This is a genomic window from Microthrixaceae bacterium, from assembly GCA_016702505.1.
Classification (GTDB): Bacteria; Actinomycetota; Acidimicrobiia; order Acidimicrobiales; family Iamiaceae; genus Aquihabitans.
The window spans coordinates 389121-408506 of sequence record JADJDU010000001.1 but is presented as its reverse complement, the minus strand read 5'-3'; the positions used below and the strand labels follow the sequence as shown (position 1 = coordinate 408506).

Below are 19386 nucleotides of genomic sequence, written 5' to 3'. Positions count from 1 at the left end.
GTCGGAACGCGCCGAACGCGGTCCGTTGCCGCGCCGACGAGTCAGCATTAGGATCGGCGGCTCGCAGTGGGGGCCGCGGATGCTCCGCGGATTCGCGAGCGGAGGAACAATGGACGCAACGGCCGAACAGGGATCCCAGGCTGAACCTCACCTGTTCATCAACGCCACCTGCGTGGTGTCGTTCCGCAGCGAGGGAACGTGCCTCGAGCGCAACAACGTTGTCTGGCCGATCGGCCACCCTCACCTGGAGACGCTCGCCCTTCTCAGCCTCGACGAACCGCCCACCGCGGTCGAAGCCAAGATGCAGGTTGTCGACCAGACCGGCGTGTCAGAAGACGACATGGCCGCGTTCATCATGGACCTGGTCTATTCACTGCACCTCAGCGCCGGTGAACCTCAACGTCACATGGCGATCGAAGACCATCCCGCGGCTCGCACCGGAACTCGCGTGGACCTCAACGTCGAGGACCACGTCTGGCTGCCCACGCCCCAGACGGTTCGGCTCCGCAACGGGGTCTTCGAGTTGATCGACCATGAGAACCGCCGGGTCGCAGCGCTCACCGCCACCGAGGTTGCGGCCATCGGCACCCTCTGCCGACCCACCACGCTGAGCGCGGCGCTCCAAGCACTGCCGACAGCCCACGGTCGTCCCATCATGTCGGCTGAGGAGTTCGCCCAGCTCGTTGGCGACTTGGAGGCAACAGGCAGCCTCCGACGGCGCGCTCCCCTCCCCGATGGCAACGACGAGGTCAGCCCCGAGGACCAAGACGACTTCGATCTGATCAATAGAGACGAGATCGCTCACCGAGTGGCAGCCAAGTACGCGGCCAAGCAGTCGGCCGAGGAAGCCGAGCGTGAACGGGTTACCGGCCAGAAGCGCACCAAGGTGATCCCGGTGGCCTTCGACCTGATGGCGCCGGCCGGTGTCGGCTCGGTCGTTGCCTTCGCCAAGGCCTATGAGAACGGACGGTTGGAGGAGCACTACCAGTTCAGGACCGACTGGATCTGGTCAGACGACCGCCTCGACGAGTTCACGTCCGAACCCGCGATCTACCTCTGCTCCGATTACATCTGGTCTCACCAGCAGTGCTTGGTGGCCTCCGCCAAGATCAAGGCCCTCAGCCCGTCGAGCATCACTATCCACGGTGGCCCCGACGCCCCCAAGTACGAGGGTGACTCCATCGCCCACATGGAGGCCAACCCTCACGTCGACGTTCTGATCCGCGGCGAGGGCGAACAGACCGCAGCCGAGGCCTTGGCGGCGCTGACTTCGGTGATCGGGGCTGCCGAGCCGGACCTGTCGGTCCTCGATGGCGTTCCGGGCCTCACCTATCGCCTCGGCGACCAGCTGATCAGGACCCCAGACCGGGAACGTCAGGTCGATTTCGAGCACCTGCCCAGCGCGGTCCTGACCGGGTTGTTCGACATGTACGGCGAGATCCCTATGTCCGGCGTCACCCTCGAGACCATCCGAGGCTGCCCTTACAGCTGTGCCTTCTGCGACTGGGGGTCGGCCACGAACAGCCGCATCCGCAAGTTCTCGATGGACCGCATCCTTTCCGAGATCGACTGGTGCGCGGCCAACAAGATCGAGACCCTCGGCCTGGCCGATGCGAACTTCGGCATCTTCGAACGAGACGTAGAGGTCTCCCAACACGTGGCCGATGCCCACCGCTCCAACGGCTACCCGGCATCGTTCGGCGTCTCCTACGCCAAGAACACCACCAAGTACCTCCGCAAGATCATCACGATCCTCTCCGAGGCCGGAATCCTCTCCACCGGCGTCCTGTCGCTCCAGACCATGGACCCCAGCACCCTGGAGACGGTCCGGCGTTCCAACATCAAGACCGAGAAGTACGACGCCATCGCCGACGAGATGCGCAAGGCCCACCTGCCGCTGATGGTCGAGCTCATGATGGGGCTCCCGGGTCAGACCCCGGATTCGCTGGCCAACGACCTCCAGGAGTGCATCAACCGTTCCGTCCCCGCTCGCATCAACCTGACCACGCTCCTGGTCAACAGTCCCATGAACTCACCTGAGTACATGGAGGCCAACCAGATCGAGGTAGCTGAGCCGCTTCGCCCTGGACACAACTCCGTGCTCGTGTCCACCAAGAGCTACACCCGCGAGGACTACAACGAGATGCGGCTCATGCGCCTGTCGTTCATGGCGTATGAGAACTTCGGGATGCTCCGTCACGCGGCTCGTTTCCTGAGCCACGAGACCGGTAAGAGCGAGATGGACGTGTATAGGACCATCAGCGTCTTGACCCGCCAGCACCCCAATAGGTGGCCGGCACTCACGGCCATCGATCGCTTCTCCACCGACCTGATGGCACCCGTCTTCAGCTGGCAGGCGATCATGCACGACCTGGGACGCCTCGCCGTCGAGGAGTTGGGTGTGGCCGACGACTCGGCGTTGCATACCGTCTTGGCCGTCCAGGCCGGCCTACTCCCCGCCTACGGACGGACCTTCCCGCAGGTCCTCCAGCTCGATCACGACATCGTGGCCTGGACCCAGGCCATCAGCGAGGCCAGGGCCATTGACCCTTCCGGCGACTGGCATTCGGTGGTTCCTCACCTGTCCACCTACGGGCCCACAGACCTGAAGGTCGACGACACCGCCGGGATCAACGACTGGGCTATGGGCATCCATCCCGAGCTCAACAGCTTGGGTATCAACTGGGAGCTCGATTCCCGGCTGTCGCGGGCCGGGATCAAACCCAAGGAGGGCACCATCAAGGAGTCCTTCATCGAGTTCGCCACCGCAGCCGTCACCTCCCGACCAGAACAGCGAGAGGCAAACAACCCGGTGCCGGTGAACATCGGGCGGCGAGACTGACCCGACGTCTCCTGCCCGCTCAGGAGGCGACGAGCCAGCCCACACCCGCAACACCATTGGTGTTCCCATGAAGTGCCCTGTCTGTGACGTCACCCTGTCGATCTCGGCTCGAGAGGGCGTGGAGATCGACTTCTGCCCTCAGTGTCGAGGGGTGTGGTTGGACCGGGGCGAGCTGGACAAGATCCTCGACCGGGTCAGCCGCGGGCCCGAGACGGTGGCCCCTCCTCCCCCTCCTCCCCCTCCTCCCCCGCCCTCTCCGGAGAACACCGACTACCGCACTCCTCGCGACCGTGATTACCCGAGCGGCCGACGCGATGAGGGGCGAAGAGATGAGCGGGATCGAGACCGAGACGACGATCGCGACCGCTACTACCGCAACGATCGGGACCGGGATCGGGATCGAGATCGCCGAGATGACCGTTCCTATGATCGGGACCGAGGCTATGACAAGCGCAAGCGTCGCAAGTCGTTCCTCGAGGAGATCTTCGACTTCGACTAGTACCGGCACGGGTATCCGCTGACGGTTCCGGCATCGATCCACATCGTCGCCGGCTAGTTCCCGTGGAACGCCCTCAGCACCTGAGCTCAGGTCGTCTCCTGAGGAACCAACCGTTCCACACGTTCGCCGATGGGGCCAGCCGATCGGAGCTCAACCCAGGGCTGCCATGGCCTCTCGCAGAGCGCCCAACTCAGAGGTGACGGCGTCGAGATCCCGACCGACACCGACCAGGGCATCGGCGTCGGCCACCACCGCCACCTCCGCGGCCCGGGCCACCGCCGCCAGCAGACGGGCCTCGGCCACCCGCAATCGTTCCTCGGTGTCGGCCACCAGGTTCAACAGCCGTTGCACGCTGGCGAAGCGAGCCGACAGAGCCTCCATCTCGACGGGGACATCACCGGCCGAGGCCTGACGGCGGGCCGCCTTGTAGGCCGCGGTGGCCCCGTCGGGGTCGAGGGTGGACAGCACCGCCTCGACCTCGCCGATGCGCCGGGCCGTTGAGTGCACCTCGACCACTCCGGCCGTCACGAGCTCACCCAGTTCGACCAGCCGGAGGCGCAACGGACCGTCGGCCAGGTGCGCCACCACTGCCTGCCACCGACGGCTGGCGTCGATGGCGCGGGACACTTCGTCGTGAAAGCGCCACGGCACCTCACTCATATCAAGCTCGGGCACCGGGCTCGACACGCCCACGGGTGCATCCGAGTTCGATCCGGTGTCGGCCTCGACGTCACCCCTGGCTCCGTCTCTCCAACGTCCCAACATGGGAATGAACCTACCGGGCCGACTCAGGCCAGATAGTCGACGAACTTCTCGAGTTGGCGCAGGTTGCGGCACTCGAACACGCCGTCGCAGTGGTTGCCGTAGTCGCCCACGATGGAGTCGCCGGTGTCCCAGTAGCTGCGCGGCTCAGGGTTGAGCCAGTAGACGTGACGGGCCCGGTGCCGCATCTCCTTGATCACCCAGCTCTGAGAGGCGTGGTAGTTGTTCCGGGCATCACCGAGGATCATCACCGTGGTCTTCGGCCCGATCTCCTTGCCCCACTTGTTCCAGAACACCTCGAAGGCGTGGCCGTAGTCGGAGTGGCCGTCGACCCAGACCACGTCGGCCTCGGTGTTCACCCGATGAACGGCCTCGGTGATGTCCTCCACGCCCTCGAAGTAGGAGGTGACCTCGTCTATCCCGTCGATGAACACGAACGAGCGGACCTTGGAGAACTGGCCGCTGATGGCGTACACGAGCATCAGGGTGAACCGGGCGAAAGCCGCCACCGACCCGGAGATGTCGGCGATCACGAAGATCTCGGGCTTGTGGGGGCGGGGATGACGGAACTTGGGCTCGGCCGGAACTCCGCCATATGACAGCGAAGCCCGCACGGTGCGGCGAAAGTCGAGAGGCCCCCGGCGGTTGTGGCGACGCTTGCGGGCCAGGCGCACGGCCAGCCGCCGGGTGAGGGGGATCAGCGCCTTGCGCAACCCGACCATCTCGTCTTTGGACGCGTGCATGAAATCGACGTCTTCGGGCAGCGGCTTGCGCAGCGTCTTGGCCATGGCCTCGACCCCACGGTCGGCCACCAGTCGACGGCGGATCTCGGCCTCGATCTCCTTCTTCAACGCCTCGATGCGGTGCTCGTACTCGTCACGTTCGAGCCGTTCCTCCAGCGGGGTCATCGGTTCGCCGCTGTCGCCGGCCTGCTGGCGGCTCTGGTCCATCATCCGCTCCATCAGACCCTCGAGGTCGAGGTTCCGCAGGGTGCGGTACAGGTAGTAGGTGCCACCGACTGGGCGTCCGGGTTCCATTCCGGCGAAGCGCTTGACGGCCTGGCGAGCGATGGCGCGCATCAGGGCCTCGTCGCCCTTCATCATGGCCTGGTACAGGAGCTGCTGGAGCTCCTCGGGGGTCATTGCCTGGCCTCCGCCCTGGCCCTGCCCGCCCTGGCCGCCATCTCCCAGGCCGTCACGCTCGTCGTCGTCGAGCATGCCGGCCAGGTCGGCGTCGACGGAGTCGTCGTCGATGCCGTACTTCGAGCCCCGCAGGGAGAAGTAGACCTCGAACACGGTCTCGAAGGCCCGCCAGTGGGCGTTGTTCTTCACCAGGGTGGCGGCGAGCGCGTACTTGAAGGCCTCGCGGTCCTCCATGGGGATGTGGCGCAGGGCCGCCATGGCGTCGAGGTTCTCGGTGAGGCTGACGGGCAGGCCCGCCTCACGCAGCTCGATGATGAACCCGTTGAGCAGGTCCAGGATCGGTTCACCGGCGACGCCGACCGTCCCCGCGGCCGGGTCAGGGTTCGAGGTCGAGCTTCCGCTCGTCGGAGTGGAGGCCGGGCTGGTCACGACAAGTCCCGTCGCCCGGCCTACTTGGGCCCGGGGGCGAATTGCTTGAAGCCCTGCTTGTCGGCGGTGAACTCACGGACCGCCTTGGCGATGTCGGACTGGTACTTGAGCAAGATGTTGGCGGTGGACGAGGCGGTCTCGGCATCGATCTGCTCCACCCCGAGCAGCATCAAGGTGTTGGCCCAGTCCAGGGTCTCTGACACCGACGGCGACTTCTTCAGTTCAAGTTGGCGCAGCGACCGCACGATGCGGGCCACCTGATCGGCCAGGTTCTCGGTGATGTCGGGAACCTTGGTGAGCACGATCTCCTTCGTCGACGTGGAGGAACAAGCAGCGGCGCTTGAGCGCCTCGGAGAGCTCACGGGTGTTGTTGGAGGTGAGGAACACCAACGGGATCTGGCGGGCGGTGATGGTGCCCAGTTCGGGGATCGACACCTGGTAGTCCGAGAGGATCTCGAGCAGGAGGGCCTCGGTCTCCACCTCTACCCGGTCGACCTCGTCGATCAGCAGCACCACCGGCTCATCGGCACGGATGGCTTCGAGCAGGGGACGTTCCAGCAGGAACTCGTCCGAGAAGAGGTCGTCCTCGACGTCGCTCCAGGAATCTCCCTCACCGCCCGAGGCCTGGATGCGAAGGAGCTGCTTCTTGTAGTTCCACTCATAGAGCGCCTTGGCCTCGTCGAGCCCTTCGTAGCACTGGAGGCGGATCAGGCGAGCCCCGATGAGCTCGGCCACCGACTTGGCCAGCTGGGTCTTGCCGGTACCGGCCGGCCCTTCGACCAGGATCGGCTTCTGGAGCCGATCAGCCAGGTAGACGATGCCGGCGATGCCCTCGTCGGCCAGGTAGTCGACCTTGCGCAGGCCCTCGCGGACCGCAGGAACGGACTCGAAGCGGTTGTCGGTCATGACCGGAGGCTACCGCCGCGCTTGACCGGACGGTCAATCGTTTCCCGGGCGGTCCATCCTGGTCAACCTCGCGTCTGGCCCTCGCCCCGAACCACGTACTTGGCCGTGGTCAGCTCCCGCAGACCCATCGGTCCCCGAGCGTGGAGCTTCTGGGTGGAGATGCCGATCTCGGCACCGAAACCGAACTCCTCGCCGTCCACGAAACGGGTGCTGGCGTTGACGACCACCGCGGCGGCGTCGACCTCACGGGTGAAGCGGTCGGCCGCATCCAGGGACCGAGTCACGATGGCTTCGCTGTGACCCGACCCGTACCGGGAGATGTGGACGATGGCCTCGTCGAGGGAATCAACGACCTTGACCGCCATCTTCAGATCGAGGAACTCGGTGGCCCAGTCCTCATCGGAGGCTTCGGTGGCGCCCACCGCCGCGGGCAGCAGCGACAGCGTGGACGGGTCGGCCACCACCGCCACCCCTGGAAGCACCGAGTCGATTCCACTCAGGAACGCCTCGGCCACCGCCTTGTGCACCAGCAGCGTCTCGGCCGCGTTGCACACCGACGGCCGCTGCGTCTTGGCATTGGTGACGATGCGAGCCGCCATCTCCAGATCTGCGGACTCATCCACGTACACGTGACAGTTGCCGTCCCCGTCGATCACGTAGGGAACGGTGGCGTGCTCGAGGATCGAACGGATCAGCGCCGGCCCGCCCCGAGGGATCAACACATCGATGCTGTCTCGGAGGCGCATGAACTCCACCGCGGCGGCGTGGCTCGTCTCCTCCACCAACACCACGGCGTCAGCGGGAAGGTCGACCGACTCATAGGCCGAGCGCAACACGCCGGCGATGGCGATGTTGGAGTTGATCGCGCCCGAAGACCCGCGCAGGAAGGCGGCGTTGCCCGACTTCAGGCACAGTCCGGCGGCGTCGCTGGTCACGTTGGGACGGTTCTCATAGATGATGGCAACCACACCCAAAGGCACCCGAACCCGGCTGATGCGCAGACCGTTGGGCCTGACCCAACCGTCGAGAACCTCGCCGACCGGGTCGGGCAGGGCCGCTACCTTACGCAACCCCGCAGCCATGGCCACCACCCGGGATGCGTCGAGGCGGAGACGGTCGACGACGGTGGCCGACACGCCACGGTCCTGGGCTGCGGCTACATCGGCCTCGTTGGCCACCAGGATCGCATCGGTGGCCGCCACCAGCGCGTCGGCGGCGGCGTGGAGGGCCGCGTCCTTCTGGGCGGTGGAGGCGTTGGCGAGCGGCCGGGACGCGGCCTTGGCCCGCTGCCCCAGTTCGACGATGCTGGATCCGGTCACGAGAGCAGAGGCTAACGGGAGCGCCCGCACTCCCCCTCGCCGCCGTAGGGTTCGCCCCATGGCCTCCGTCCGCCCCGCCACCACCAACGACCTGCCCCGCATCGGCCGGGCGCTTGCCGCCGCGTTCGAGACAGACCCGATCTGGCACTGGCTCACCCCCGACATCGGCCACTACCGGCGCCGGGCTCCCGCCTTCTTCGCCGCTGACGCCAAGCTCAAACTGACCCCCCACGGACGGGTGCTGGTCAGCGACGACCTCGGCGGCTGCGCCGTCTGGTGCGCTCCCGACCACTGGAAGGGAACGCTGGCCGAGACGGCCCGGATGCTGGCGCCCTCCGGCCGCCTGCTCGGCCGTCGTCTGCTCGACGGGGTGAGAGCCATCGGAGCCATGGAGAAGGTCCACCCCAAAGACCCGCCCCACTGGTACCTGTCGGTGCTCGGCACCGACCCCGACCACCAGGGCAAGGGCATCGGATCGGCGTTGATCCGCGCCGTCACCGACGAATGCGACCGAGAAAGCATGCCCGCCTACCTTGAGTCATCAAAGGAGGAGAACCTGGCCTTCTACTCCCGCCACGGGTTCGTGGCCGATGAACCGATTCGCCTCCCCAAAGGCGGGCCGTTGCTGTGGCCGATGTGGCGTGACCCGCGGTGAGCGGGGCCAGCCGGGCCCAGCCGTCCAGCGCGGTGGAGGCGACTGACATCACGCTCCGTCCCAACGACCAGACTGGAGCCACGGCCATCCCCGACCGATCCGCAGGAGCCCTCGCTTGATCAACGAGCCCAAGCAGATGCAACGAGCGGTGGAGAACTTCGTGGCCGAGGTGAGCGCGGCCATGACCGACGTCGTGCACCGCCTACCCGCGGTCGACGGCCGCAAGGTCGAACAGGACGTCACCACCGAGGCGTTCAACCTGGTCACCGCCTTGATCGATGTGGACCGACGCCACACCGACGCCGAGCTGTGGGGCGTGATCTTCTCATTCTGGAAGCTCATGCCCAACGAGCTAGGCAACGCCAAAGCCGACGACCTCCGCCAGAGCGACCTGCTGGTCGGACGGTCGAGTTGGCTGGATCGGGTGTCTCCGATGATGGAGATCCTGGTATCGGCCGATCGCCGGTTCGGCACCAACCACAGCCGGACCTACTACGACCGCTGCGTGTACCTGGCCTTCACCGTGGCCGCCCTCGACGCGTCGCCGTCGCGGGCCGAGCTGGCCGCGGTCGACTCGCTGCGCACCAACCTGTTGGCCGCCATGGACGGGCTTCCGGCTTCTCCACTGTCTGGCCGCACCGGCACCGGCGACGCCCCGGCCAATTCGGGGGCCGCCGGTCCAACCGGTGCCGGTGCCACCGCCGAAGGCCCGAAGGCCGGCACGGACGGTGCCGCCCAGGCCAATGCCGAAGCCGAAGCTGAGATCGAGCTGCCTCCCGCCCGACCGATCGAGGAACTCCTGGCCGAGCTGGACGACCTGGTCGGCTTGGACAGCGTCAAGACCGAGGTCCGGTTGGTGACCAATCTGTTGCGGGTTCAACAGCTCCGCTCCGAGCGAGACCTGCCGACTTCACCCCAGAGCCGACATCTGGTGTTCACCGGCAACCCCGGCACCGGCAAGACCACGGTGGCCCGCCTGCTAGCCGCCATCTACCGGTCGCTGGGCGTGGTCGAGAAGGGGCAGCTCATAGAGACCGACCGGTCGGGTCTGGTGTCTGGCTTTGTGGGCCAGACCGCCCTGAAGGTGGTGGAGGTGGCCGACAAGGCCACCGGGGGTGTGCTCCTGATCGACGAGGCCTACGCCCTGGCCCGCGGCGGCGAGAACGACTTCGGCCGCGAAGCGATCGACACGCTGGTGAAGGTCATCGAGGATCGGCGCGACGAACTGGTGGTGATCGCCGCCGGCTACCCGGTGGAGATGGCCGACTTCATCGCCGCCAACCCGGGCTTGGCGTCTCGTTTCCCCAAGACGATCTTCTTCCCCGATTACACCGACGACGAGCTGTGGTCCATCTTCGAGGCCATCGGGGACAAAGCCGGTTACCACCCCGACGACCAGGCCGAGGCCGCGGTCAGGGCCTGGTTCGCGGCGGTACCGAGAGACAAGGGCTTCGGCAACGGGAGACTGGCCCGCAACCTGTTCGAGGACGCGGTGGCCCGCCAGGCCGGACGGGTCGTGGCCATCGAGAACCCAACCGACGACGATCTCACCACCCTCACCGCCGACGACATAGCCAAACCCGGCCAAGGCCCCCGCCACTCGAACACGGCCTAGCCTGGATCCACGCGGGTGATCGGGGCGGGGGGATTTCGCTGGCGAACCTCCGCTGTCGGTCCGGTTCGGTAGCGTCTCGCCCATGAGGGAGCGGATCCTGGCGGTCGTAGGTGCGCTGGTACTCATCGCCGCGGCCCTGGTGGCGCGGTCCTTCCTGGCCGGAGATAGCGACAATGACCACAGCGCCGGCGGCAAGAACGGCCGGGACCGCCCCGTGGTGGCCTGTACCCCAGACCTCGAACCAGTCTGTGACGCCCTGGTCGCAGAGGGGGTCATCACCGCCGCCCCCTCTTCGCTCGACCTCTCCGGCGCCGCCGCGCCACCCGATGGAGTGGCGGGGTGGATCACGTGGGCGCCCGCTCCCGGCGTGGCCAACATCGACCGGCCCGACACCTGGCTACCCGGGGGTGAACCGGTGGCATCGGCCCCGATCGGAGTGCTGGTGGCCGACGGGGGCCAGTGCCAGGGCGCCCCGACGTGGGCCTCGTGCGTGATCGCCGCGGCCACCGACGGGCTGCCCGTCGGCGTGGGCCCGGGAAACACGGCCGAGAGCCTGGCCCGGCTCGAACCACTGGCCCGAGCCCTCGTCCCCGACGACGGCGACTTCACCACCATTTCCGGGGCCGCCCTACGCCGGGTGCTCACCAGCCCGCAGGTCCCACAGGAGGACCAGCGCAGCCAGATCACCATGATGCTGACCCGACGGGGAACACTGTCGCTGGTGATCGGACCGGTTCCCGCCCTCCAGAAGGCCGCGTCACGCCACTCCGTCGCACGCGTGGTCGTCCCCACCCCCGCGGCGCGCATGACGGTGGTACTGGCCACCCGCCAGGTTCCGGGACAGGAGGCGCTGGCGGCCCAGCTGGTGCTGGACAGCCAGGGTGCCGCCGCCGCCTTCAACGCCCTCGGCGTGGCACCCGGACCGGCCGAGGCTCCCCTGGAGTCCCTCGCCGGCGAGATGTACGCCGTGTTCGACAAGATCCGCTGAACTCGACCCCAGGAGACCACAACACCATGGGACTCACCGAGACACAGAACCCATCACCGGCCCGCCCCCGGTGGCGTCGACGACTACGCCTCACCGGCCTAGCCGCCACCGTGGCGGTGCTGACCGCGGCGTGCTCGTGCTCGGTGAAGGACGGCGGGCAGTCGGCCACCGGAGACTTCGGCGATCCGGGTGACTGCACCGTGGTCGACATGGCCGTGTCCTCGGAGAAGATCGACCTCCTCACCTCGTTGGCCAAGTCTTTCAACGGTTCTGATGCCGCCAAGTTCGACGGCGGCTGCGCCTTCGTACGGCCCTACTCCAAGTCCTCGGGTGGCGCGGCTGAGATCTTGGCCCAGGGATGGACCGACTCCTCCGAGGGGGCCCAGCCGGTGATCTGGTCACCGGCAGCCTCCAGCTGGGGCCAGATCCTCAACCAGCGCCTCTCCAACGCCGGTCAGCCGGCCATGGTGGGTGACGCGGTGTCACTCCAGGTCACCCCCCTGGTGATCGCCATGCCCAAGCCCATGGCCGACGCCTTGGGCTACCCGGCCAAGCCGGTCGGTTGGGCCGACATCGCCGCGCTGTCCACCTCTCCCGACGGTTGGGCCGCCTACGGCCACCCCGAGTGGGGTTCGTTCAAGCTGGGCAAGACCAACCCCAACTTCTCCACCAGTGGCCTGTCCGCCCTTATCGGCCAGGCCTACGCCGCTACCGGCAAGACCCGTGACCTCTCGGTCGAAGACCTCGACTCGGCCACCAACGCCACCTTCGCCAGCCAGGTCGAGAGCGCCGTGGTCCACTACGGCGACATCACCATGACCTTCCTCAACAACTGGTTCCGCACCGACCGTTCGGGCACGTCGCTTACCTACGCCTCGGCCGTGGCCGTCGAGGAGAAGTCGGTCATCGACTACAACCAGGGCAACCCCGACGGAGTCCTCCAACCCGGCGAGGTGGCCCGCAAGCCCCGCATCCCGCTGGTGGCCATCTATCCCAAGGAAGGCACGATCTACAGCGACAGCCCGCTGTACATCCTCGATGCCGCCTGGGTGGACGACACCGAGAAGAAGGCGGCCGCCACCTTCGTGGACTACGCCCAGCAGCCCGAGGCCCAGCGCCAGGCCCTCCAGTACGGGTTCCGTCCCGGGAACCCCGACGTGGCCGTGGCCGCCCCCATAACCAAGGCGAACGGTGTCGACCCCGACCAGCCTTCCACCCTGCTTCAGGTCCCGGACCCACCGGTGATGATCCGCCTGCTCGAGAAGTGGAAGGAACAGCGCAAGACGGCCAGGGTGCTGCTGGTGCTCGACGTATCCGGTTCCATGCAGGAGCCCGCCGACCCCGACGACCCCGATGGCCCCACCCGGATGGACCTGGCCAAGGAGGCCGCCATAACCGCGTTGGACGAATTCAACCCCAGCGACGAGGTAGGACTGCGGATCTTCACCTCCAACCTGGGGCCGGGCGAGGACCAGAGCTACTTGGACCTGCTACCGGTCCAGCCCATGTCCACCAACCGCGAGCGGCTGGCCAACCTCATTCGTGACCAGTACCCCCTCAACGCCACCCCGCTGTACGACGTGGCCCTGTCGTCGTTCCAGACCATGGCCGACAGCTACGACGACAGTCGTATCAACGCGGTGGTGCTGCTGACCGACGGCATGAACGACGACGGCAACCCCAACGACGACTTCCAGCAACTCGAGACGCTGGTGAGCGAGCTACGCCAAGGAACCCAGGGAGAGTCGTCCAAACCGGTGCGGATCTTCACCATCGCCTACGGCAAGGGTGCCGACCTCGACACCCTCAAGCAGATCGCCGAGGCCTCCACCGCCGCCGCCTACGACGCCAGCGACCCGACGTCGATCAACAAGGTGTTCACCGCGGTGGTGTCCAACTTCTGAGCCGTTGGCCCGGGTGCACCCGGGCCAACGGGCAGAATGGCCCTGTGGGTTCACTTTCGTTCCGGGACCGGTTCTTCTCCCCGTCGGTTGCCAAGGCGCTCACCTCCCCCAGCGGGATACTTAGCCTCGGGGCGGGTGCCGCAGTGGGGATCGTGGCCACCGCCCCGGTGGCGGTTCCCTTGGCCGCGGCCGGAGCGGTGGTCGGAGGCTTGGTTGGACTGGGCATCCGTCTCGCTGTAGCGCTCCCACGAAACGAACCCGCCGACAAGATCGACCCGTTCGCGGTGAGCGAGCCATGGCGTCATGCCGTCATCGACGCCGTGAAGTCCCGAGCCCGCTTCACCCAAGCGGTCAAGACCTTCCGTGACGGTCCGCTCAAGGCCAGCGTCACCGCCATAGACGACCGCCTCGACGATGCCGTGAACGAGTGTTTCCGGGTCGCCCTCCAGGGTCAGCTCGTCGCCGACGGACGCAAGAACATCAACGACCGGGAGGTGGCAGCCGAGCTGGCTCAGGCCCGGACCCAGGGCGCAGGGAAGACCGAACAGACCGAGACCCGCAACCGGCGCATCGAGTCGCTGGAAGCCCAGCTCCAGACCGCCCATCGGATGGACGACCTGATCGAGTCGACCAAGGACCAACTCGACCTGCTCAACGCCAGGCTGGACGAAGCCGTCACCCGGGCCATCGAGCTTTCGGTCTCCAACCAGGGTGCCGAGGTTGGGGCCCTGGGAAGCGACGTCGACGGCATCGTGGACGACCTTCAGTCTCTCCGCTTGGCCATGGAGGACGTGAAAGGCGGCTCGACGCCAGCGCCATCGGTGAGCGGTTCACCCACCGAGCTGGCGACGTCGAGCGAGCTTGCACCACCGCCGCCGCCCCCATTGCGCGATGTCCCCCCACCGTTGCCACGTACCTCCCCTGCCGCGCCGTCGCCGGGTCCTGACCCAGATCAGGGTCGGGCCACGGGTCGGGCGTGACCGAACCGACACCGCCCGCCACCCACCCGGCTGGCGACGGTGACAGGGAGCGAGTGCTCAGACCCCGCACCATCGCGCCCTTCCCAAGCCCAGCACCCACGGCACCGTCTCCTGCCACCACCGAGCTGACCGGCCTACCTCCTGACCTGATCCCCCCACCGGCCCTCGACCCAACCCAAGACCTGGTATTCGCCTCAGGTCCGTCAGAACGATCGGGTCCCGGCCCCGAGTCGGACTCGGGAGCAGACGTCCTCCCGCCCGACCCTCCGCACCCTGGGCCCCACCCGGACGATGAGACCGAGACAGAAGCCGACTCGGTCTCAGGACCGCGCTCAGGCTCGGGGATGTTGCGAGCCAACGTCGTGGTGGCCAGCGGCACGGCCATCTCCCGACTCACCGGGTTGGTGCGCACCAGCCTGATCCTGGTGTTGTTGGGCCAGGGCCTGAACGACGCCTACGTCAACGCCAACAACACGCCCAACATGATCTACGAGCTGATCCTGGGCGGGATCCTCACGGCCACGCTCGTCCCCCTGTTCACCGACGACCTCGAACACGATGGACGTGACGGCGCCACCGATGCCATCTTGTCGTTCGCTCTGGTGGCCTTGTTGGTGGTGACGGTGGTGGCCGCGGTGGCGGCGCCATTGCTGATACTGCTCTTCGCCACTGGTTCGGACCCAGCCAACCGTCCCGACTACATCGCGGCCGGGGTGCCGCTGGCCCTGCTGTTCGCTCCCCAGGTCTTCTTCTACGGGCTGATGGCGCTGTGGTCAGCCGTGCTCAACGCCCGCCACCGATTCCTGGCCGCCGCCTGGGCGCCCGTGCTCAACAACATCATCGCCATCGCCACGTTGATCGTGGCCGGTCAGATGACCGACGGAACCCCAACCCTCGAAGATGCCCTGGCCGACCACCGGATCCTGTGGGTGCTCGGAGTCGGCACCACCGTCGGCATCGCGGTGATGGCCTTGTCGCTGTACCCGGCGGTTCGGCGGGCAGGCGTACGCCTGCGCTTCAACTTCGATCTGAAGCACCCCGCGGTCCGCAAGACCGTGAGCCTGTCGGGGTGGACCTTCGGCTACGTCATGGCCAACCAGGTGTCGATCGTGGTGATCCAGATCCTGGCCAAGCCGTCGTCGGGTGACCCCACCCGCTACCAGACCGCCTTCCAGTACTTCCAGCTTCCCCACGGCCTGCTGGCCGTGTCGATCATGGTGACGTTCGCTCCGTTGTTGGGCCGGGCCGACGCTCGCGGCGACCGCGCCGCTTTCAACGATCACATGCTCAAGGGCTTCCGCCTGATCGGACTGCTGATCATCCCCGCCGCGGTCGGCTATGTGGCCCTACCCCGGGGCCTGGACCACCGGACGTTCGTGGCCACCGGCGAACTGGCCCAGGCTCTGGGTCTCGGCGGGGTGATCGCCGCCTTCGCCCTGGGCCTACCGGGATTCTCCAGCTACCTGTTCACCCTGCGCGGGTTCTACGCCATGAAGAACACGCGGACGCCCTTCTACCTGAACCTGTTCGAGAACGCGGTGAACATCGTGCTGGCCGTGGCTCTGGTCCGGATCTGGGGGGTGGTGGGCCTGGCCCTGTCCTTCGGGCTGGCCTACAACGTGGCCGCAGTGGTGGCCGTGATCGTGTTGTGCCGCCACTCCCCCGGTTTCGACTGGCGGGCGCTCGCCACCACGTGGCTTCGGCTGCTGGTGGCAGCCCTGGCCATGGCCGCTCTGGTGTACGGCGTGGTTCGCCTCATGGCCCCCGGCTCGGCGGTGATGCTGGTACCCACGCTGGCGGCCGGCGTGACGGTGGGAGCGCTCAGCTACCTGGCCGCCATCCTCGTGCTCCGGGTCCCCGGCATCACCGACATGTTCGCCAGGCTCCCCGGCCTACGCCGCTTCGCCTGAATCCGCCGAAAGGCAGAGCCTTCCGGCGGAGTTAGGTCGCCGGGCTGGCGGCCGACGTCGTCGCTGCTACGACCGGCAAAGCCGATCTCCGCAGGTCGGGGGCTCCGCCACGAAGGGCTCTGCCCCCGAACCCCCGCCATGTCCCGCTGCTTCAGCTCGTGGGACAGCGCGCATCATGGGTGGATAGATGGACAGAGAGCCGGACCAACCTAGGTCGATCAGAAGGAGCCGGTGGCCTGGGTACCCTCGGCTGGGGGTTCGGTGGCGGTGGCCACCTCGGGCTCAGCGGGAGCCTCGGCAGGCGGCGCCGTCGCCGTCACGGGTGCGGCCGCAGCGGCGGTCTCGATGCCCAGTTCGGTGCGGATCTTGTCCAGGCGGTTCTGAGCCTCCCAGTTCTGGGCGGCGGCCTCGATCTCGACCATGCGGGTCTCGACGTTGGTCTCGGTGAGCTCGCTCATGCCCTTGGCCCGGGCGTAGCGCTGCTCGATCTTGTCTCGCACCTCGTTGAGGGTGGGGACGTCCTGGCCGACGGTCTCAGACAACGAGGACATGGCCTTGTTCATCTGCTCTTGCATCTTGGCCTGCTCGAGCTGGCTCAGCAGCTTGTTGCGCTCGGCCAGCTTCTGCTGGAGGAGCTGGCCGTTGGTGGCCACCGCGGCCTTGGCCTGGTCGGCAGACTGGGTGGCGTTGTAGTGCATGGTCTTGAGGTCTTCGACCGAGGCCTCGACCTCGACGAGCTGGGTGGCGATGGTCTCTGCCGCCCGGGTGTACTCGGCGGCCTTGGCGGCGTCACCGGACTTGGCGGCCTGGTCGGCCATGGTCACGGCCTGACGGGCGTTGGCATTGAGCTTGCCCAGGTGCTCGAGCGCCCGGTTGAGCTGGAGCTCGGTCTGCTTCTGCTGGGCGATGACGTTGGCGGCGTGTTCCTTGAGCCGCCGGTGTTGATCCTGGGCCTCGTTGATGGCCTGCTCGAGCTGGATCTTGGGATCCGCTTTTTCGTTGAACTTCTGGTTGGCGCCTGCGGTGATGTAGTTCCAGAACCGCTTGAAGAACTTGATCATGGCGGGGACTCTACGGCACCTCGTCCCCCGATGTGACCGCTACCCCCACCAGGCACGTCATCACCGTCCGCGACCAATGGTTGTGGGCTCGGGTCAGGGGACGATGACCAGGTCGTCGCGATGGACCACCTCGTGGGGCATGCCGTCGGGGAGCTCCGCGGTGCGGCGACCGGCGGCGCGGGTCAGGTCGGAAGCGGTTACCCGGGCCAGCCCCTTGGCGAACACCACCCCATCGGGGCCAGCCACTTCGACGGCGTCGCCTTCGGTGAAGTCACCGTCCACGGCCACCACCCCCGCGGGGAGAAGTGAAACGCCGCGCTGGGTCAGGGCCCAACGGGCCCCATCATCCACGGTCACCCGCCCCGAGGAAGCCACCGCGAAGGCGATCCACAGCTTGCGGGCCGACATCTTGGTGGGGCGGGGCTGGACGACCGTGCCGACCCCGACCACTCCATCCACCGCGTCGACCAGCACCCGGTCCCGGGTGGCAGCGGCGATCACGGCCCTCACCCCCGACCATGAGGCGATCTTGGCCGCGGTGACCTTGGAGGCCATGCCTCCACTGCCCCGGGTCGTACCCGAGCCACCAGCCAGGGCCTCGAGTTCGGCGTCGAACTCGACGATCTCCTCGATGAGCGAGGCATCGGAGTCGATCCGGGGGTCGGCGGTGAGCAGGCCGGCGGCATCGGTCAGCAGCACCAAAAGGTCGGCTCCGACCAGGTGGGCGACCAACGCCGACAGCCGGTCGTTGTCGCCGAAACGGATCTCGTCGTCGGCGATTGCGTCGTTCTCGTTGATCACCGGGACGACGCCCAGGTCGAGCAACCGGTTGAGCGTGCCCCGGGCGTGTAGGTACTGCTGGCGCAGAGCGAAGTCCAGAGGGGCCAGCAAGACCTGGCCCGAAACCAGCCCGTGACCGGCGAAGCAGTTGTCATAGACCCGCATGAGTCGGCTCTGGCCGATGGCGGACACGGCTTGGAGGGTCTGGGCATCGGAGGGGCGAAGGTCACCGCCCATCCCGATGGCGGGTAGTCCCGCGGCGATGGCGCCCGACGTGACCACCACGACCCGGTGCCCGGCTGCCCGCAGCTCGGCCACCTCGGCACAGAACTTGGCCACCGCGTCGGGGCGGATGTCGCCGTGCTCATCGGTGATCGACGACGTCCCGATCTTGGCCACCACGGTCTGGGTCGTCACCCCGAAAGGTTGCCCGCTGGAACCCTGACCAGTCGAACCAGTTGATCCCTGCCCGACCCCTGCACCGGGACAGGCGCTGACCGGCCCGCACCGACCAGCCACGTCATCCACACCATCGTGCGCCGCCGGGTCACTGGCGAACGAGCCCAACTCCGCACATCAGGGCCGGACCCGCCGGATCGAGGTGAACCGGGCCGAGTGGGGCCAGCCCGGTCAGCCGGTGTATGAGGGACGGGCGGGGCGCGGTGTGGCAGGCGGGGCCTGGGGGCGAACGGGCGGGTCGGTCTCGGGTTGGCCGGGCTCGGTCACCGGAGGCTCAGTCGTTGTCGGGGTGAGGCTCGGGACTGTGATCGTCGGGTAGCGCAGGTCGCCACAGCTGGCCGAGACGGTCAGCTCGGGCTCGCCTTCCACCGCCGGCACCGGCACCGACCAGTCACCGAAGGCGTCGATCTCGGCTTCTTGAACAGCGACGTTGCGGCCCGCCACCGAGAACTCGACGCGGGCGGTGGTTCCGGCCGGGCAGTCGGTTCCGATCACGGTGGTGCCGTCGAGTTCGGGCCGCCATGCCCCGATGTGGGCCCAACTGGGGCCGGGCGCTAGCTGGGGATTGTCCACGTCGAAGCGGGCGGTCTCGGCCCGGTCGTCACACGCCGAGTTCACCACGACGTCCCAGGCTCCGACCTCGATCATCGTGGTCCAGGTCCCGGGGCTTGCCTCCTCACCGGCGTAGCCCATGAGAGTCCCGGGCGGCGCTCCGGGGGCCAACCAGCGACTCTGGAACTCAGGTGTCATCTCGCAATCGATCGAGGCCACCGCCTCGGTTCCGGGTGGACCCTCGCTCGGTGACAACTCCAGGCCCGCGGCGTGGGCGACCCCGGCGACGGTGAACAGGGCCAGGGCTGTCACCGGAACGACGCGGCGCAACGGGGCGAGGTTCCTCACCCTCGAAGGATCGTCTCCTGCCCGGCCAAGCGCGCCATGACCTTCACCAGACCGGAAGCGTGCTCTGCCCATTGGAGACCTACCTCGCCGGTGGGCCGGTGCCCACGCCGACCAGCAGCGTATAGGTCCCGGCTCATGAGGCTGGATCCTTCGAAAAGCAGAGCCTTGCGGAGGAGTTCGGTTCCCGGCCTAGCGGCCGAGGTCTTCGTTGCCAGGACTGGCAAAGCCGATCTCC

General features: G+C 67.4%; 14 protein-coding genes and 1 pseudogene. 8 read left to right on the top strand and 7 right to left on the bottom strand.

Features of this window, described 5'->3' with window-relative positions; translation table 11 throughout:
- The first annotated feature begins 109 nt into the window (after positions 1–109).
- A complete protein-coding gene (locus tag IPG97_01890; protein MBK6855334.1) occupies positions 110–2842 on the top strand; it encodes a radical SAM protein in 2733 nt (910 codons plus the stop codon).
- A 67-nt stretch (positions 2843–2909) separates the two neighbouring features.
- A complete protein-coding gene (locus IPG97_01885) occupies positions 2910–3341 on the top strand; it encodes a zf-TFIIB domain-containing protein (GenBank protein MBK6855333.1) in 432 nt (143 codons plus the stop codon).
- 150 nt (positions 3342–3491) lie between these two features.
- Here the strand turns inward: IPG97_01885 and IPG97_01880 are convergent, their stop codons facing one another.
- From IPG97_01880 to IPG97_01865, 4 genes and pseudogenes are all read right to left on the bottom strand, one after another.
- The gene (locus IPG97_01880; protein MBK6855332.1) at positions 3492–4106 is read right to left on the bottom strand and encodes a hypothetical protein; all 615 of its coding nucleotides are present in this window, start codon (positions 4104–4106) and stop codon (positions 3492–3494) included.
- A gap of 23 nt (positions 4107–4129) precedes the next feature.
- The gene (locus tag IPG97_01875) at positions 4130–5584 is read right to left on the bottom strand and encodes a VWA domain-containing protein (protein MBK6855331.1); all 1455 of its coding nucleotides are present in this window, start codon (positions 5582–5584) and stop codon (positions 4130–4132) included.
- A 110-nt stretch (positions 5585–5694) separates the two neighbouring features.
- Positions 5695–6580 (bottom strand): annotated as a pseudogene (locus tag IPG97_01870) (MoxR family ATPase).
- A 62-nt stretch (positions 6581–6642) separates the two neighbouring features.
- Positions 6643–7959 carry a glutamate-5-semialdehyde dehydrogenase gene (locus IPG97_01865; GenBank protein ID MBK6855330.1) on the bottom strand — a complete coding sequence of 439 codons (1317 nt, stop codon included), beginning with the start codon at positions 7957–7959 and terminating at the stop codon, positions 6643–6645.
- Here IPG97_01865 and IPG97_01860 point away from each other — a divergent pair.
- From IPG97_01860 to murJ, 6 genes are all read left to right on the top strand, one after another.
- Positions 7958–8554 carry a GNAT family N-acetyltransferase gene (locus IPG97_01860; protein MBK6855329.1) on the top strand — a complete coding sequence of 199 codons (597 nt, stop codon included), beginning with the start codon at positions 7958–7960 and terminating at the stop codon, positions 8552–8554. The two genes, IPG97_01865 and IPG97_01860, sit on opposite strands and share 2 nt — an antisense overlap.
- A gap of 115 nt (positions 8555–8669) precedes the next feature.
- On the top strand, positions 8670–10169 hold the full coding sequence (locus tag IPG97_01855) for an AAA family ATPase (protein ID MBK6855328.1): 1500 nt from the start codon (positions 8670–8672) through the stop codon (positions 10167–10169).
- An 82-nt stretch (positions 10170–10251) separates the two neighbouring features.
- Positions 10252–11157, top strand: coding sequence for a hypothetical protein (locus IPG97_01850; protein ID MBK6855327.1), 906 nt, complete (start codon positions 10252–10254; stop codon positions 11155–11157).
- A 26-nt stretch (positions 11158–11183) separates the two neighbouring features.
- On the top strand, positions 11184–13061 hold the full coding sequence (locus IPG97_01845) for a VWA domain-containing protein (protein MBK6855326.1): 1878 nt from the start codon (positions 11184–11186) through the stop codon (positions 13059–13061).
- 44 nt (positions 13062–13105) lie between these two features.
- Entirely contained in the window at positions 13106–14041 is a 936-nt protein-coding gene (locus IPG97_01840; protein ID MBK6855325.1) for a hypothetical protein, read from the top strand.
- A gap of 344 nt (positions 14042–14385) precedes the next feature.
- Positions 14386–15951, top strand: a complete 1566-nt coding sequence (murJ, locus tag IPG97_01835) for a murein biosynthesis integral membrane protein MurJ (GenBank protein ID MBK6855324.1) — start codon at positions 14386–14388, stop codon at positions 15949–15951.
- Positions 15952–16169: 218 nt separating this feature from the next.
- Here the strand turns inward: murJ and IPG97_01830 are convergent, their stop codons facing one another.
- The 3 genes from IPG97_01830 to IPG97_01820 form a co-directional block, all read right to left on the bottom strand.
- Positions 16170–17012 (bottom strand): PspA/IM30 family protein, encoded by an 843-nt coding sequence (locus IPG97_01830; protein ID MBK6855323.1) that lies wholly within the window; start codon positions 17010–17012, stop codon positions 16170–16172.
- Between the two features lie 93 nt (positions 17013–17105).
- Positions 17106–18194 (bottom strand): glutamate 5-kinase, encoded by a 1089-nt coding sequence (gene proB / locus IPG97_01825; protein ID MBK6855322.1) that lies wholly within the window; start codon positions 18192–18194, stop codon positions 17106–17108.
- Between the two features lie 228 nt (positions 18195–18422).
- Complete coding sequence (locus IPG97_01820) at positions 18423–19151, bottom strand: hypothetical protein (protein ID MBK6855321.1); 729 nt, start codon at positions 19149–19151, stop codon at positions 18423–18425.
- Positions 19152–19386: the final 235 nt, after the last annotated feature.

Excerpts from the sequence above, each read along its gene's own strand:
- IPG97_01845 (MBK6855326.1), top strand. The coding sequence starts at position 11,184 with ATGGGACTCACCGAGACACAGAACCCATCACCGGCCCGCCCCCGGTGG.
- IPG97_01885 (MBK6855333.1), top strand. The coding sequence starts at position 2,910 with ATGAAGTGCCCTGTCTGTGACGTCACCCTGTCGATCTCGGCTCGAGAG.
- IPG97_01880 (MBK6855332.1), bottom strand. The coding sequence starts at position 4,106 with ATGTTGGGACGTTGGAGAGACGGAGCCAGGGGTGACGTCGAGGCCGAC.
- IPG97_01865 (MBK6855330.1), bottom strand. The coding sequence starts at position 7,959 with ATGGGGCGAACCCTACGGCGGCGAGGGGGAGTGCGGGCGCTCCCGTTA.
- IPG97_01860 (MBK6855329.1), top strand. The coding sequence starts at position 7,958 with ATGGCCTCCGTCCGCCCCGCCACCACCAACGACCTGCCCCGCATCGGC.
- IPG97_01830 (MBK6855323.1), bottom strand. The coding sequence starts at position 17,012 with ATGATCAAGTTCTTCAAGCGGTTCTGGAACTACATCACCGCAGGCGCC.
- murJ (MBK6855324.1), top strand. The coding sequence starts at position 14,386 with ATGTTGCGAGCCAACGTCGTGGTGGCCAGCGGCACGGCCATCTCCCGA.
- IPG97_01850 (MBK6855327.1), top strand. The coding sequence starts at position 10,252 with ATGAGGGAGCGGATCCTGGCGGTCGTAGGTGCGCTGGTACTCATCGCC.
- IPG97_01890 (MBK6855334.1), top strand. The coding sequence starts at position 110 with ATGGACGCAACGGCCGAACAGGGATCCCAGGCTGAACCTCACCTGTTC.